The organism is Candidatus Pelagibacter communis, assembly GCF_001180165.1.
GTDB lineage: Bacteria > Pseudomonadota > Alphaproteobacteria > Pelagibacterales > Pelagibacteraceae > Pelagibacter > Pelagibacter ubique_P.
This window is the reverse complement of record NZ_CVSQ01000060.1, coordinates 1-15,648: the sequence shown is the minus strand read 5'-3', so window position 1 is coordinate 15,648 and position 15,648 is coordinate 1. Positions and strand designations below refer to the sequence as shown.

Here is a 15,648-nt window from a genome sequence, read left to right as displayed (position 1 = left end):
AAATGACAAAAAAAGTTTTAATTTCCACAGGTGGATCCGGAGGTCATGTGATACCAGCAATTACAATTTATAATCATTTAAAGCATACACATGAAACCTATATTTCTACTGATATAAGAGGCCTTGCGTATTTAGACCAGGATTACAAAGTATTTGTAATCAACACCCCAAAATTAAATAATTACTTTCTACTTCCTTTTTTATTTTTAAAAATACTTTTTCTAACTGTTAAATCTTTTTTTATTTTAAAAAAAAATAATATTTCAATTTTAATTTCTACAGGTGGCTATATGTCTTTACCACTATGTTTAGCAGCGAAAATGTTGGGAATTAATATTTTTTTAATTGAACCAAATATGGTTCTTGGAAGAGCAAATAAATTTTTTTTAAATTTTTCAAGAAAATTAATATGCTATTCAAAGAATTTAATTAATTTACCATCTGGAATTAATCATAAATTAAATACCATTAAACCTTTGATACGAAAAGAATATTACAAAACCAATACGTATCAAAAACATGATAACTTATTCACAATTATAATAATAGGAGGTAGCCAGGGTGCAAAAATCTTTGATAAGCTTTTATATAAATGCTTTGCGAGTATAGCAAAAAAGATATCTATAAAAATTATTCATCAAACAAGCAAAAAAAATATAAATTTTTTAAAAGATTTTTATTTACAAAATAATATTGAAAGTAGAGTTTTCAGTTTTGATCACAATCTTAATGAAGTTTTAAAGCAGGGAGATTTATGCATAACGAGAGCAGGCGCCTCAAGTTTAGCTGAATTATCTTTTTTAAATATTCCATTTATAGCAATACCACTTCCGTCATCAAAAGATAATCACCAGTATGAAAATGCAAAATATTACAAGGAACAGGATTGTTGTTGGATAATTGATCAAAAAAATTTTGACGACCAAAAATTTGAGAAATTTTTATTAGAATTGACAAATAAAAGTCAGGATTACATGACAAAAAAAAATAATTTACAGAAATTAAATTATCAAAATACATGGAATAATGTTAATCAAAAAATACTAAAAATTATTAATGAAAATTAAATTAGCAAAATCTGAACTGATACATTTTGTTGGAATAGGTGGAATAGGTATGAGTGGCCTAGCATTAATAATGAAAGGAAAAGGTTTTAAAGTCCAAGGAAGTGATATTTCAAATAATAAAAATATTGAAAGATTAAGAAAAGAAAAAATAAAAGTTTTTATTGGACATAAGAAAAAAAATATAAATAAGGGAACTATCCTAGTTATATCCTCAGCTATTAAAAAAAATAATCCAGAGTTTGTTGCTGCCAAAAAAAAACAATTACCAATTTATAAAAGAGGAGAAATGCTGGCCAACATTGTTTCTTTAACAAAAAATATTGTGGTTGTTGGATCACACGGTAAAACCACAACAACATCTTTGATAGCATCTATATTTCAAGAAACAAAAATTGATCCTACAATAATCAATGGTGGAGTAATAAATTCAATTAATAATTCTGCAAAGCTTGGTAAAAGTGATTGGTCTATATTAGAGGCAGACGAGTCTGATGGAAGTTTTATATTTATACCTCCAACATATTCAATCATCACCAATATAGATCGAGAGCACATGGATTATTATGGAACTATGGATAAATTAAATAAATATTTTGAAAATTTTGTAAATAAGGTCCCTTCTTTTGGAAAATCATTTATTTGTTTAGATGACAAAAATAATAAAAATTTAATTAAAAATATCAAAAATAAAAACTTCTATACATATGGTATGGATAACAAATCTAATTTTTGTATTAAAAATATAAAACAATTAAAAGAGTACTCTGAGTTTGACTTAAATATAAAATTACCTAATAAGAAAAATCAAATAATTAAAAAATTCAAAATTCCTTTATTAGGAACTCATAATATTAAAAATTCTGTAGCTGCAGCTGCATTAGCGTTAACTGTGGGTCTGCCAATAAATAATATAAAAAAAGGACTTAAAAATTTTAAAGGAGTTCAAAGAAGATTTAATAAAATTTTCAATTTTAATAATGTAGATTTTTATGATGATTATGCCCATCACCCTACAGAAATCAAAGAAGTGCTGGATGGTGTAAAAAATGTTTATAAAGATTATGAAAAAATATGTATTTTCCAACCACATAGAATATCAAGATTAAAAGATTTAAAAAAAGAATTTACCTTTGCTTTTAAAGATGCAGAAAAAGTTATTTTATTTCCAATTTATACTGCTGGAGAAAAATTAAAGCTTGGATTTAGTTATATAAATTTTGCAAAAGAAATAATTAAAAATTCAAAAGTTCAATTATTTTTAGTAGACAACAAATTTCAATTAGCGAAATTCATAAAAGCAAATATACATGGAAAAAAAATTGTTATAGGAATGGGTGCGGGAACTATTTCGAGTTGGATGCGAGAATTACCAAAATTTTTATCATGAAAATTAATTTAAAAGAGCTGATTCCTGAATTTAGTAATAATTTAAAGTTAGATTATGATCTAAAAAAAAAAAATTGGTTTAACATAGGAGGTAAAGCTAAAGCTTTCTATAAAGCTAATGATTTAAGAGAATTAATTAAGTTTCTTAAAAAAATTCAAGATAAAGAAAAAATATTTATATTAGGGGCTGGTTCCAATACACTTATAACTGATTCTAAATTTGACGGAGTTGTAATAAAACTTACTCAAAATTTTAATAATATTTCTTTACATTCTGAAGAAATCATAGTCGCCGGTAGTGCTGTGACAGATAAATCTTTATCTGAATTTGCAATGGAAAATAGTTTAGGTGGTTTTGAGTTTCTCTCTTGTATACCTGGAACAATAGGTGGTGGTATTAAAATGAACGCAGGTTGTTTTCAAAGAGAATTTAAAGATATTCTTGTTTCTATTCAGGCAGTAAATAAATCAGGTCAGGTAATAACTATACCAGCAAAAGATATTAATTTTAAATATAGAGATAGCGGATTGTCTGAAGATCTTATTTTTTTAAGTGCATCATTTAAAGGTTTTAAAAAAGATAAGAATATAATTAAGAATGAGATAAGGCTACTTAAAGAAAAAAAAGAGCAAGCTCAACCAACAAAAATTAAAACAAGTGGTAGTACATTTAAAAACCCTGTAGATCAATCTGATAAAAAAGTTTGGCAACTAATAAAAGAGTCTGTGCCATTAGAAAAATCTTTTGGAGATGCATCAATTTCTGAAAAACACTGTAATTTTTTTGTAAATAAAGGTAATGCTAAATTTGAAGACATGAAAAAATTAATAAATTTTGTGTCTGCAAGCGTGTTTAAGAAAACAGGTATAAAATTAGAAACAGAAATTAAAATTTTAGAATAAATTGAAAAAAAAAATACTCATATTGTCTGGAGGCATTTCTAAAGAAAGATTGATTAGTCTTGATACAGGGCAACAGGTTGCTAATGAGCTTAAAAAAAATGGATATAGAGTCAAAATCACAGAACCGAATCATAATTTAGAAAAAAATATTAAATTTTTTAAACCAAATGTAATTTTTAATGCATTACATGGTCAATTTGGTGAGGATGGTTATATTCAAACTATTCTAGAGAGGTTTAAAATTCCATATACACATTCAGGTGTAATTGCATCGTCTATTGCAATGGACAAAGAAATTTCAAAAAAATTATTTATTAAAAATAAAATAAATACACCAAAATTTTTTACTCATTCTTACGATACTAAAAATGAAGGATTAATAAATAAAATAAAAAAAAAATTAAGATTTCCAGTAGTGGTAAAGCCTTTAAATGAGGGTTCAAGTGTTAACGTGTATATTTGTAATGAAAAAAATATAATTAAAATTCTTAATTCAATCAAACAATACAAAAAAGTTATGATCGAACAATTTATTGGTGGAAGAGAAATACAAGTTGCAATAATGGGAAATAAAAAACTAGGTGCAATAGAACTTAAGCCAAAAAGAAAATTTTATGATTATCAAGCAAAATATAATTCTAATGCAAAAACTGAACATATAATTCCAATCAATTTACCCAAAGGTAAAATGGATATGGTTATGAATATGGCATATAGGGCTCATAAAGTGATTGGTTGTCGGGGCGTTACAAGATCTGACTTTAAATTTTTTAATGATAAATTTTATCTTTTAGAAATAAATACTCAACCAGGTATGACCAAACTTTCACTTGTACCTGAAATTGCAGCATATCAAGGAATGAGTTTTCTAAAATTAATTGAATGGATTTTAAATGATGCATCAAAGAAAAAGTAAAAAAATTTTAATATATATTTTTTTACTTTTTATGTTTGGTTCGATTAATAATATTTCAATAAATGAATTAAATTTTCCAAAAATTAAAAACATTAATATTTATGGTTTAGAGAATAGAGAAAGTGATAACCTTTTAAAAAATATAGAATCTTTAAGTTTAGATAATATTTTTTTTCTTAGAAGTAATGAAATTAAAAATTTAATTGAAAAAAATTCTTTGGTTGAAAATTATAAAATTTCCAAAAAATATCCTGAAACATTGGATATAAAAATAAAAAAAACTAGGTTTTTAGCAAAGATTAATTACGATGGTAAAATATTTATAATTGGTTCAAATGGTAAACTAATTAAGAATGATCATATTAGAGAGCTACCTTTTATTTTTGGCAAACCAGATATAAAAGAATTTTTAAAAATTAAAAAAAACATAGATCAATCTAATTTTACATATGACCAAATAAAAAATTTATTTTTTTTTCCATCAAAAAGATGGGATATAGAACTTAAAAATAATATTATAATAAAACTTCCAAATGAAAATATTACTGATTCAATTGAAAGTGTATATCAATTTATCAAAGTTAATAATTCGCAAAATATTACAGTAATCGATGCAAGAATAAAAAATCAAATTATAATAAATGAGTGATCAGTTAGATTTTGAAACTTATTTAGTAATTACTCCAAATAAATTTGGAATTTATCTAATTGATACAAAAAATCTAAAATATTTATATAATCAAGAGCAAAAAATATATAGTGATGGTGTCAATCCTGATTTAAGTAATTTAAATAAATTTTTAGATAAACATATATTTATCATCGAAAAATTAATTAACCAGTTTGTAAAAAATATTTTTTTGATAATTGATAGTAGTAAAATTAATAATATCAACATAAGTTTGAAGAAAAAAAATTACGATAAAAGTTTAAATAAAAAAAATCTCGAAAATACGATTAAAGAAATTAAAGATTTATTTGTTGAAAATTATCAGGATCAACAAATTATGCATATATTAATAAAAGGAATTTTAGTTGATGGCACTTATCATTTAAGTTATGTAAACGATTTAAATGCTGATGATATTTGTATAGAGGTACAGTTCAAATCAATAAAAAATAAGTTTATATCTAAAGTCAATAATATTTTAGAAAAATACCAGGTCAAAATAATAAAGTGTTTGGACAAAAATTATATTGAGACTTTTTTAAAAGGTGATGATCTAAGTCTCATTCAAATGGCCTTTAAAATAAAGTCCGGTCATAATCATAATGAAGTTACTTTAGTACCAAAAAGAACCAAAAATTACGGTTTTTTTGAGAAATTTTTTCAACTTTTCAGTTAAAACTGTTTTTTCTGGTAATATTAGTTGTTTTTCAATTCAAGTGCTTTCAAATTATAAAATTCTTGTGTCTTATTTAACTCAAAAAACTATTAAAAAAAATGTATCATTCAGTGGTGTAGCTCTTCATAATGGTGTTGATGTAAATATTTGTATTAAACCAGCAAATCCTAATTTTGGGATTGTATTCAAACGAGTAGATTTAAAATCAAATAACTTTGTTTATCCTAATTTTATGAATGTATCTAATACCTCATTAAATACGACAGTAGAAAACGAATTTGGAGTAAAAGTATCAACTATAGAACATTTAATGGGCGCATTATTTGGATTAGGAATAGATAATGCTTTGATTGAAATAGATAATGAAGAAGTGCCAATTTTAGATGGCTCAGCAAAAATTTTTATTGAAAAAATTATATTAGCAGGGATAGAGGTAAGCGAACAACCAATTAAAATAATTAAAATAAATAAAGAAATTCAATATTCAGATGGTGAAAGGTTTATTTCAATCAAACCTTCAACTTTAAGCTTGGAAATAGATTTCGAGCTAAAATACAAAAATCAAATTATAGGAAATCAAAGAAACAAAGTTAAAGTTTATGAGGATGATTTGGCAGACGTTTATAATTCAAGAACTTTTTGTTTATTTGAGGATATCGAGTTAATTAAAAAAAATGGACTTGCAAAAGGCGGAAGTTTAGAGAATGCGATAGTTGTAAAGGATAACGAAGTTTTAAACCCTGAAGGATTAAGAAATGACAAAGAATTTGTAAATCACAAAATTCTTGACTGCATTGGAGATCTTTATACATCTGGATATCGAATAGTAGCCAGTATAAAATGTTCTCAAGGAGGACATTATCTGACTAATCAACTTCTCAGAAAATTATTCAAAAATAGAGATAATTTTTCAATTTTAGAGATAAAAGAAAAAAATCTTCCTCACACATTAATAAATAAACAGTTATTAAGACATATTGCCTAGTTAAAAAGATAACTTTAAAATTATCAATTAATTAATTATAAAATTATTATGCAAATAGTCAGGTTTATTTTTTTAATATTAATTTCAACTTTACTATTAATTTCTTGTGCAAAAGAAAAACAAGTTAAATCAGTAATCCAAGAAAAAAATTTAGAATTGCAAGTTTTGGAAGCTTATGAGGAAGGATTAAATTCTTTAAAAAGAGGCGATGTTTTATTTGCCGCAAAAAAGTTTAATGAAGCTGAAGTGTTATTTCCACAATCTGAGTGGGCACCAAAATCTGCGTTGATGGCAGCATATTCCTACTATTCTCAAGACTATTATGAAGATGCAATTCTTGAGTTGCAAAGGTTCGTTAAAGTTTATCCTTTTTATAAAGATTTAGATTATGCCTATTATTTGTTAGGTTTGTGTTGGTATGAACAAATAATTGACGAAAAAAAAGATTTACAAACAATAATAAAAGCAAAAGAAAAATTTATTTTTTTAATTAAAAATTATCCTGAAACTGAATATTCATTAGATGCAGAATTTAAAATAGATATTATCAATGATACATTGGCATCAAAAGAAATGTATATAGGAAGATATTATTTTAAAAAAAAAAAATGGATACCAGCAATAAATAGATTCAGAGCAGTTATCGATGAGTATGAAACTACAATCTACACAGAAGAAGCTCTACATAGATTAGTTGAGGTTTATTATACCATTGGTTTAAAGGATGAAGCAAAAAAATATGCTAAGCTTCTTGGTTATAATTATCAATCCTCGAAATGGTACGAAAGATCATATAGTGTTTTTGATAAGATGTATGAAAAGAATAAAAAAAAATTAAAAAAAGATAAAAAAAAAAATTATTCAATCTTGAAAAAATTTAAATCTATTTTAAGTCAAAATGAATAAAATAGAAATTCAAAGAAATTATATAAAAAAAATAAAATTTATAAATAAACTAAATAAATTTTATTATGAAAAAAATAAACCTAAGGTCACAGATAAAGAATATGATGATATTAAAAAAGAGGTATTAGAACTAGAGAGAAAATATAATTTTTTAGACTCTAAAGATTCTCCTTCAAAAATAGTTGGGTACAGGCCTTCAAAAAATTTTAAAAAAATATTGCATAGAGTATCAATGCTTTCACTTTCTAATGCATTTTCAGAAAATGACCTAATTAACTTTGAAAAAAAAATATTGAATTTTATTTCTAAGGAAAAAGATTTTAAGCTATTTTACAGTGCGGAACCAAAAATTGACGGAATTTCAGCATCTTTAAATTATAAAAATGGTGAATTTAAAACAGGATTATCTAGAGGTGACGGTAAAGAAGGTGAAGACATAACCAATAATCTTGCAACCATAAAAGATATTCCAAAGAAAATTTTATCTAAAGATTTTCCTGAGGATATTGATATCAGGGGTGAAGTTTTTATTCAAAATAGTGATTTTGAAAACTTAAAAGAAAAGTTTGCAAACCCAAGAAATGCAGCATCTGGGTCTTTGAGACAAAAAAATCCTCAAGATACAAAAAAAATACCTTTAAAATTTATTGCTTATGCGTTTGGTTTTGAAAAAGGTTTAAAACTTAAAAAACAATCTGATTATTTGAAAAAACTTAGTAACTGGGGTTTTAAAATCAATCCTCTAAATAGGATTATTACTGGGATTAAAAATTTGATTGAAAATTATAATGAGGTCGAACAACAGAGAGCAAATTTAGATTTCGATATAGATGGCATAGTTTACAAAATTGATGATTTTGAATTACAAAAAAGATTAGGAAATGTTGCAAACGCCCCAAGATGGGCAATAGCCCATAAGTTTTCCTCTAGTAAAGCTATTTCTAAAATTCAGTCAATTGAAATACAAATAGGAAGAACAGGGGCTTTAACGCCAGTGGCAAAAATTAAACCTATAAATATAGGAGGTGTCGTGGTGTCAAATGCAACATTACATAATGAAGACGAAATAAATAGAAAAGATATTAGAGTTGGAGACACAGTAACTATCGAGAGAGCAGGAGATGTAATACCCCATATTCTTTCAGTTGATAAAAATAAAAGACCAAAAGAAAGTGTTAAATTTGTATTTCCAGAAAAGTGTCCATCATGTGGATCACAAGCAATAAAAGAATATAATTCAGTAACAAAAAAAAATGATGCTGTAAGAAGATGTACTAGTGAAGGTTATTATTGTGATAAAATTTCAATTGAAAAATTAAAACATTTTGTATCAAAAGAGGCTTTTAATATAGATGGGTTTGGTAAAAAAATTGTTGAAAATTTTTGGAAATTAAAATTTATAAAATTTCCTCAAGATATATTTAAACTAGACTATTCAAAAATTGAGAAACTAGATGGTTGGGGTCAATTATCTGTTAAAAATTTAATATATTCAATTAATCAAAAAAAAAATATTTCACTAGAAAGATTTATTTACTCGTTAGGAATTAGACACATAGGATTAGAGAACGCAAAACTGTTATCAAAACATTTCATATCATTTTCAAAATTTAAAAATTTATCTATTCAAAGTGATTATGAAGATTTGTTAAACATCGATGGTATCGGTGAAACACAAGTAAATTCTATAAAAAGTTTTTTTTCAAATAAATCGAATATAAGAGTTTTGAATGAATTAGAAAAAATTTTAATAATTAATAATGCTGTCCAAAATTCAGATAATGGTTTATTTAAAAATAAAACTTTTTTAGTTACTGGAAAATTAAATGGGATTAGTAGAGCAGAAGTTAAATCTCTGATTGAGGAAAATTCTGGAAAAACAATTAGTAGTGTATCAAAAAAACTAAATTTCTTAATTATTGGTGAAAAACCAACTAAAAAAAAAGTAGATTATGCCAAACAGTTAAAAATAAAAGTAATTGACCAAACTGAATTTTTGAAAATGCTAAATAAAAGTAGCTAACCAGCTTTTCTCTTTTGGATTTAAATATTTTGATATCCTTGAATAAACTTCTAAATGATATTTAAACAGATAATTTTTCTCATCAATTGTTAATAAATCAAAATTTATTAAATCTTTCTCTATAGGTGCCATTGTTAAATTTTGAAATGACAAATTTTTTTTTATTTTTTTAACATAAACTAAATTTTCAATCCTAATTCCATATTCATTGGTTTTATAATACCCAGGTTCATTACTTAAAATCATACCCTCTCTTATTTTTACTGTATTTATTTTCGTAATAGATTGAGGTCCTTCATGAACATTAAGAAAAAAACCAACACCGTGTCCTGTACCATGCGCATAATCTAGGTTACTTTTATTTAAAAATTTTCTCGCTCTTTTGTCAATTTTTTTACCTGTGTTATCTTTATTAATATCAGTCGTGGCAACAGCAATATGACCTTTTAATACTTTTGTGAAAATATTTTTGATACTATGTTTCTGTTTAGCAAAACATATTGTTCTTGTGACATCAGTTGTCCCATACTTATATTGCCCACCTGAGTCACATAGTAAAATATCATTTCTATTAATAGTTCTGCAGTTTTCCTTTTTTGCACGGTAATGTACAATAGCACCATTTTTTCCTGAGCCCGCTATTGTATCAAAACTAGGATATAGAAAGTTTTTATTTAATTTTCTAAAATTTTCTAATTTCTTAGCTGCTTCTACTTCTGTAATTTTTTTTTTATTAATTTTTTTTATCCAAAATAAAAATTTTGTTAATGCTACTCCATCTAAGATATGAGCATTAATCATATTCCTAATCTCTGTTTTGTTTTTGATTGCTTTAAAGAGATAAATTGGATCTTCTCTTTTTAAGATCTTAAATTTAGACTTAATTAAATTTTCATAAAATATTGAACAAGATTTATCATCTATAATAAAGCTCCCCCCCTTAAGATACAGTATTTTACTTGGTAAAGTATTTACATCTAAAAATTCATCTTTCTTTATAATTTTATTTTTTAATAATTGCTTACACTTTTTAAGATTACTTATAAGTAGTATTTTTTTTGATTTACTTACTATCAATCTTGAATTGGGAATTGGACTGTTGGGGCCATCTCCACCTCTCACATTTAAAGTCCACGCAACATTTTCTGGCGCACTAATAAAAATATAATCGCATTTATTTTTCTTTAAATATTTAGTTATTTTATTTAATTTAGAATTAATACTTTCACCAACAATATTTTTATCTAAAGAAAAAAATGGGATTGAAGCATGTTCTTTTTGTTTTTTAATTTCATCAATTAGATTTTTTTCAATATATTTTATTTTATTATGTTTTAAAAAATAATTTTTAATTTGAGTATTGGTAAATAACTTTGGATCTATGCCAAGTGTAAGGTTTTTAAACAAACTACAATTTATTAATTTTTCAAATCCATAAATTTTAAAATTTTTTCCACTCTCAATTTTACTTTGAATTGTATATCTTCCATCAGTAAACAAATAATTTTTATTTTTAAGAATTATGGCTAAGCCAGCAGATCCACTAAAGTTTGAGATTACCTCTAATCGATTTAATTTTGAATATTCTGTAAAATAATCGTCATTTTTTGGAATCACATAGCCATCAATTTCATATTTCTTAAATTTATTTCTTAATTCTTTTAAATAATTTTTCATTTAATTCTCTTTTGATATCTTATCCAACCAGGACTTCTTGTACCTTCCTCAATTTCAAAATCTTGATTAAAATCAAAATCATCATCATTATTAATTTCCTCGTCAAAGAAGGAGTTTTTTTCTAAATGTTTTTCTGGAAGTTCATCAACAAATCTTGAAGCCATACTATCAATCCAATCTCCTTGATAAAATCTATTCATTGAAAAGGAAATTATAGCTTTTTTCTTTGCTCTTGTAATTCCTACATATGCTAACCGTCTTTCTTCCTCTAGGCCATTTTGACCTTTTTCTTCGATAGATTTTTGGTGTGGAAATAACCCTTCCTCCCATCCAGGTAAAAATACAACATCAAACTCTAAACCTTTTGCTGCGTGCATAGTCATCATGTTAATTTTTTCACCATCCCATTCCTGATCTACAGACGTTGCTAAAGAAACATGTTCTAAAAAACTTTCTAGATTGTCAAATTCTTTCATTGCACTTAATAACTCTTTAATATTTTCTAATCTATTTTCATTATCCAAGTCTTTTTTATTTTTTAGCATTGCTGAATATCCTGATTCATCCAAAACAATTTGTAATAATTTTACATGACTTGATTTTTTCTCAAATAAATCATTTCTCCACTTCGTCAAAGAATTGATAAATAAACTAAGACCAATTTTAGCTTTTGGTTTGATTAAATTTTGTTCAAGCATTTTTATTGATGCTCTTTCTAAATTTAAATTATTTTCCTTAGAAAACTCATGAATATTTTTTAAAGTACTGTCACCTATTGATCTCTTAGGGTTATTCACTATTCTTTCAAAAGCCAAGTCATCTTTTTCCTGATGAATTAATCTTAAATATGCAACACAATCTTTAATTTCAGCTCTTTCGTAAAATTTTGTACCACCCAATATTCTGTAAGGCATACCAATTTTAAGAAATCTTTCCTCAAATTCACGTGTTTGAAAAATGGCCCTAACTAAAATTGCAATATTATTATACGAAAACTTTTTTTTTATTTTTTTTTCAATTTCATCAGAAATCCCAACTGCTTCATCTTTACCATTTTTAAAACAGTTTAATTGCACTGGATCACCTTCTTCCATTGTAGTAATCAATGTTTTCCCAACTCTATTTTGATTATTAGAAATAATGTCTGAAGCCACAGATAAAATATTCTGAGAAGACCTATAATTTTGCTCTAATCTTATTACTTTTGTATTTTTATAAACTTGATCAAATTCTAAAAAATTTTTTATTTCCGCACCTCTCCAACTATAAATCGATTGATCATCATCCCCTACACAGCAAATATTTTTATTTTTTTCTGAAAGGAGATTAAGCCATTTACTTTGAATAAAATTTGTATCTTGATATTCATCAACAAGAATATATTTAAAATTTTTTGAATATATTTCTCTAATATCTGTATTAAATTCTAAAATTTTAACAGCATGCAAAATAAGATCTCCAAAGTCACAAGAGTTAAGGTCTGTTAATTTTTGTTGATAAGTTTTATAAAGTGGAAGAATTGTTTTTTCATAAAGATCTTTTTTATTTATTACTACTTCATTAGGATAAAATCCTTTATTTTTCCAACGATCAATTATTGCTAATATAAACCTTGGAGATAATTGTTTAATATCAATATTTTCAGCCTTACAAATATTTTTAATAAGTCTGATCTGATCATCTGAATCAATAATAGTAAAATTGGAATTAAGATTCGCAGCAGATGCATGTTTTCGCAATAATTTCGCACAAATAGAATGAAATGTGCCTAGCCATGAAAGTCCGACTGCGGTAGAGCCGAGTATTTTGCTGACTCTATTTTGCATTTCTTTAGCAGCTTTATTTGTAAATGTTACTGCCAAGATTTGATTTGGAAATGCCTTTTTTTCTTTAATAATATTAGCAATTCTAGAAGTTAAAACTTTTGTTTTTCCAGATCCGGCTCCAGCCACAATCAAAAGTGGGCCATCTAGATGAAGAACAGCTTCTTTTTGGGCATCATTTAAATTTTCTAAATAATCTTTGTTTATCATTTAAAATAATCCTTTATAAGATTTCTTGATTGCTATGAGTAAAACAAATTCTTTTGTAAAACATTTAAAAAACATTAATAAATTTATTAATAATCTTTTAGAAAAAAATTTAAACAAGTTAAATTCTAAAAATTTAAGTTATTTATTTAAAAATAATAAAATAATTTTAACTTTTGTCGCACTTTTTGTTATTTCTGTATCTTATTTATTATTACCTACTTTTTTCAATCAAACTGATATTTCAAAAAAGTTAAAAAATGAGTTGCAAGTCAAATATGATTTAAATTTTAAATTTTCTCAAAATATAAAATATAACTTTTTTCCTAGACCTCATTTCATAACTACCGACTCTAAAATTCTTGATAATAAAAAAGAAATTGCTGAAATTAGTAAATTAAAAATTTTCATATCATTTGATAATCTTTTTTCAATAAAGGATATTAAAATAAGAGATATGATTTTAGAAAACGCAAATTTTAATCTTAATACAAAAAACTATAATTTTTTTATAAAGTTATTAAATAGAGATTTCCAAAGTGGAAATATAACAATTAATAATAGCAATGTTTTTTTTAAACATATAGACGATGAAGTTTTGTTTATAGCTAAAATTTTTAAGATGAAATATTATTTTGAATCAAAAGAATTAAAAAATATTTTCTATTCAGAAAATGAAATATTTAATATTCCTTTTTCAGTAGAATCTTTTTTTAGTGAAGATAACAAGAAAAATTTATCTACAATTAATCTTGATTTAATGAAGCTCAATATTGAAAATGAATTGATCTTTGAGAATAATATAAAAATTGGTAAATCAAAGCTTAATTTAAATAAAATAAAAAGACTTGTAGATTATAAAATTGAAAAAAATTTATTTGATTTTCATATATTTGATAAAATTGATCAACCAGATGTTAGCTATAAAGGCAAATTTAATTTCAAACCTTTTTTTGCAAATTTAGAAGGTAATTCAGATCAAATAAATTTAAATTATCTATTTGGTTCTAATGCTGTTTTGGCTCAATTTTTAAAAACAGAAATATTAAATAATAAAAATATTGATTTTAAATTAAATATAAATGCAGAAAGTGTTTATAAAAATTCGAACTTTAAAAATGTTAGTTTAAATTTAAAAATTCAAGAAGGTTTAATAGATACAGACAAGACAAAATTTCAATGGAAAGACATAGCAGATTTTGAATTACTCGATAGTTTGATTTTTGTTAGAAATGGAGAGTTGGTTTTGGATGGAAAGTTAAAGATAAAAATTAGAGATTATAATAATTTATATAAATTCCTCTTAACACCAAAAAATTATAGAAATCAAGTTAATCAAATTGATTTAAATTTTACTTATAATTTTGACCAAAAAATAGCCGAGTTAAAAGATATTAAAATTGACAACAAAATTAATGATAATGTTAATAAAATTCTAAGTAATGTAATTTTAAAAAAAGATGATTTACAAAATAAAATTTATTTTAAAAACTTATTAAACCAAGCAATTAAGAGCTATGCTGGGTAAATCATCTTATTAGGATCAACAATTTTATTGTAGTCTTTTTCGGTTATTAGTCCTGTCTTTAAGGTTTCATGCTTTAAAGTTGTATTATTTTTAAGTGCAGTTTTTGCAATTTTTGCAGCATTATCATATCCAATATGTGGGGCTAGTGCGGTAACAAGCATTAATGAATTATCAAGATGCTCCTGTATTTTCTTTTTGTTAGCTTTTATTCCTTTAACACAATAAAGAGCAAAATTCTTTGTGCTGTCAGCAATTAAGTCTATTGACTGCAAGATGTTATGAGCAATTAAAGGTTTAAAAACATTTAGCTCAAAATGTCCATGTGAACCTGCCATTGTTATTCCGTTATGGTTTCCAATAACTTTAACGCAAACCATAGTTACAGCCTCACATTGTGTTGGATTTACTTTACCTGGCATTATTGATGAACCTGGCTCGTTTTCTGGTAAAATTAATTCTCCATAACCTGCTCTAGGGCCTGAACCTAAAAATCTTATATCATTAGATATTTTCATTAAAGCTACCGCACATGTATTTAAAGCACCTGAAAAATTTACAATTGCATCATGTGCTGCAAGTTCTGCAAATTTATTTGGAGCTGGTTTAAATTTAATTTTTGTAAATTTAGCAATTTCTTTTACAATTTTTTTATCAAAATTTTTTTTTGAATTTATTCCTGTGCCAACAGCTGTGCCTCCTTGCGCAAGAAATAGTATTTCCTTTAAAGCATACTCTATTCTTTCAATGCTTTTTTTAACTTGAAAATGATATCCTGAAAATTCTTGTCCAAGAGATAATGGAGTAGCATCTTGTAAATGAGTTCTTCCAATTTTACTATTATTGATTCAGATGATCAGATCAGACTTATTAAAAATATTTGT

The 15,648-nt window shown here is 25.0% G+C and carries 12 protein-coding genes and 1 pseudogene; 10 read left to right on the top strand and 3 right to left on the bottom strand.

Going from position 1 to position 15,648, the window contains the following annotated elements:
* The first annotated feature begins 2 nt into the window (after nucleotides 1-2).
* The 9 genes from AMN88_RS03505 to ligA are packed head-to-tail and all read left to right on the top strand — an operon-like array spanning nucleotide 3 to nucleotide 9,532.
* Entirely contained in the window at nucleotides 3-1,067 is a 1,065-nt protein-coding gene (locus AMN88_RS03505; RefSeq protein ID WP_075536442.1) for a UDP-N-acetylglucosamine--N-acetylmuramyl-(pentapeptide) pyrophosphoryl-undecaprenol N-acetylglucosamine transferase, read from the top strand.
* Nucleotides 1,057-2,454, top strand: coding sequence for a UDP-N-acetylmuramate--L-alanine ligase (gene murC / locus AMN88_RS03500; protein WP_075536441.1), 1,398 nt, complete (start codon nucleotides 1,057-1,059; stop codon nucleotides 2,452-2,454). The genes AMN88_RS03505 and murC overlap by 11 nt, the downstream gene beginning before the upstream one ends.
* Nucleotides 2,451-3,356 carry a UDP-N-acetylmuramate dehydrogenase gene (gene murB, locus AMN88_RS03495; protein WP_075536440.1) on the top strand — a complete coding sequence of 302 codons (906 nt, stop codon included), beginning with the start codon at nucleotides 2,451-2,453 and terminating at the stop codon, nucleotides 3,354-3,356. Before murC ends, murB begins: the two co-directional genes overlap by 4 nt.
* Before the next feature lies 1 nt (nucleotide 3,357).
* Nucleotides 3,358-4,272: a D-alanine--D-alanine ligase gene (locus tag AMN88_RS03490; RefSeq protein WP_075536439.1), complete on the top strand. Its 915-nt coding sequence runs from the start codon at nucleotides 3,358-3,360 to the stop codon at nucleotides 4,270-4,272.
* Nucleotides 4,250-4,921 (top strand): cell division protein FtsQ/DivIB, encoded by a 672-nt coding sequence (locus AMN88_RS03485; protein WP_075536438.1) that lies wholly within the window; start codon nucleotides 4,250-4,252, stop codon nucleotides 4,919-4,921. Before AMN88_RS03490 ends, AMN88_RS03485 begins: the two co-directional genes overlap by 23 nt.
* Nucleotides 4,914-5,618 (top strand): hypothetical protein, encoded by a 705-nt coding sequence (locus AMN88_RS03480; protein ID WP_075536437.1) that lies wholly within the window; start codon nucleotides 4,914-4,916, stop codon nucleotides 5,616-5,618. The genes AMN88_RS03485 and AMN88_RS03480 overlap by 8 nt, the downstream gene beginning before the upstream one ends.
* Nucleotides 5,590-6,603 (top strand): UDP-3-O-acyl-N-acetylglucosamine deacetylase, encoded by a 1,014-nt coding sequence (lpxC, locus tag AMN88_RS03475; protein ID WP_256997790.1) that lies wholly within the window; start codon nucleotides 5,590-5,592, stop codon nucleotides 6,601-6,603. Before AMN88_RS03480 ends, lpxC begins: the two co-directional genes overlap by 29 nt.
* Nucleotides 6,604-6,651: 48 nt before the next feature.
* Nucleotides 6,652-7,509 carry an outer membrane protein assembly factor BamD gene (locus AMN88_RS03470; protein ID WP_075536436.1) on the top strand — a complete coding sequence of 286 codons (858 nt, stop codon included), beginning with the start codon at nucleotides 6,652-6,654 and terminating at the stop codon, nucleotides 7,507-7,509.
* Complete coding sequence (gene ligA / locus AMN88_RS03465; RefSeq protein WP_075536435.1) at nucleotides 7,502-9,532, top strand: NAD-dependent DNA ligase LigA; 2,031 nt, start codon at nucleotides 7,502-7,504, stop codon at nucleotides 9,530-9,532. The genes AMN88_RS03470 and ligA overlap by 8 nt, the downstream gene beginning before the upstream one ends.
* Here the strand turns inward: ligA and AMN88_RS03460 are convergent.
* On the bottom strand, nucleotides 9,515-11,209 hold the full coding sequence (locus AMN88_RS03460) for an aminopeptidase P family protein (RefSeq protein ID WP_075536434.1): 1,695 nt from the start codon (nucleotides 11,207-11,209) through the stop codon (nucleotides 9,515-9,517). The two genes, ligA and AMN88_RS03460, sit on opposite strands and share 18 nt — an antisense overlap.
* The gene (locus tag AMN88_RS03455; RefSeq protein ID WP_075536433.1) at nucleotides 11,206-13,242 is read right to left on the bottom strand and encodes an ATP-dependent helicase; all 2,037 of its coding nucleotides are present in this window, start codon (nucleotides 13,240-13,242) and stop codon (nucleotides 11,206-11,208) included. Before AMN88_RS03455 ends, AMN88_RS03460 begins: the two co-directional genes overlap by 4 nt.
* A gap of 34 nt (nucleotides 13,243-13,276) precedes the next feature.
* Here AMN88_RS03455 and AMN88_RS03450 point away from each other — a divergent pair, with 34 nt between their 5' ends.
* Nucleotides 13,277-14,767: an AsmA family protein gene (locus AMN88_RS03450; RefSeq protein ID WP_075536432.1), complete on the top strand. Its 1,491-nt coding sequence runs from the start codon at nucleotides 13,277-13,279 to the stop codon at nucleotides 14,765-14,767.
* On the opposite strand, the pseudogene AMN88_RS03445 reads toward AMN88_RS03450, so the two are convergent.
* A pseudogene (locus AMN88_RS03445) lies at nucleotides 14,755-15,609 on the bottom strand (lyase family protein); the annotation flags it as partial. The gene AMN88_RS03450 and the pseudogene AMN88_RS03445 sit on opposite strands and share 13 nt — an antisense overlap.
* Nucleotides 15,610-15,648 lie beyond the last annotated feature (39 nt).

Bases quoted from the DNA above. Each gene is read 5' to 3' on its own strand.
- AMN88_RS03485 (WP_075536438.1), top strand. From the start codon at position 4,250: ATGATGCATCAAAGAAAAAGTAAAAAAATTTTAATATATATTTTTTTA.
- murC (WP_075536441.1), top strand. From the start codon at position 1,057: ATGAAAATTAAATTAGCAAAATCTGAACTGATACATTTTGTTGGAATA.
- AMN88_RS03460 (WP_075536434.1), bottom strand. From the start codon at position 11,209: ATGAAAAATTATTTAAAAGAATTAAGAAATAAATTTAAGAAATATGAA.
- AMN88_RS03455 (WP_075536433.1), bottom strand. From the start codon at position 13,242: ATGATAAACAAAGATTATTTAGAAAATTTAAATGATGCCCAAAAAGAA.
- AMN88_RS03450 (WP_075536432.1), top strand. From the start codon at position 13,277: ATGAGTAAAACAAATTCTTTTGTAAAACATTTAAAAAACATTAATAAA.
- murB (WP_075536440.1), top strand. From the start codon at position 2,451: ATGAAAATTAATTTAAAAGAGCTGATTCCTGAATTTAGTAATAATTTA.
- ligA (WP_075536435.1), top strand. From the start codon at position 7,502: ATGAATAAAATAGAAATTCAAAGAAATTATATAAAAAAAATAAAATTT.
- AMN88_RS03470 (WP_075536436.1), top strand. From the start codon at position 6,652: ATGCAAATAGTCAGGTTTATTTTTTTAATATTAATTTCAACTTTACTA.
- AMN88_RS03505 (WP_075536442.1), top strand. From the start codon at position 3: ATGACAAAAAAAGTTTTAATTTCCACAGGTGGATCCGGAGGTCATGTG.
- AMN88_RS03480 (WP_075536437.1), top strand. From the start codon at position 4,914: ATGAGTGATCAGTTAGATTTTGAAACTTATTTAGTAATTACTCCAAAT.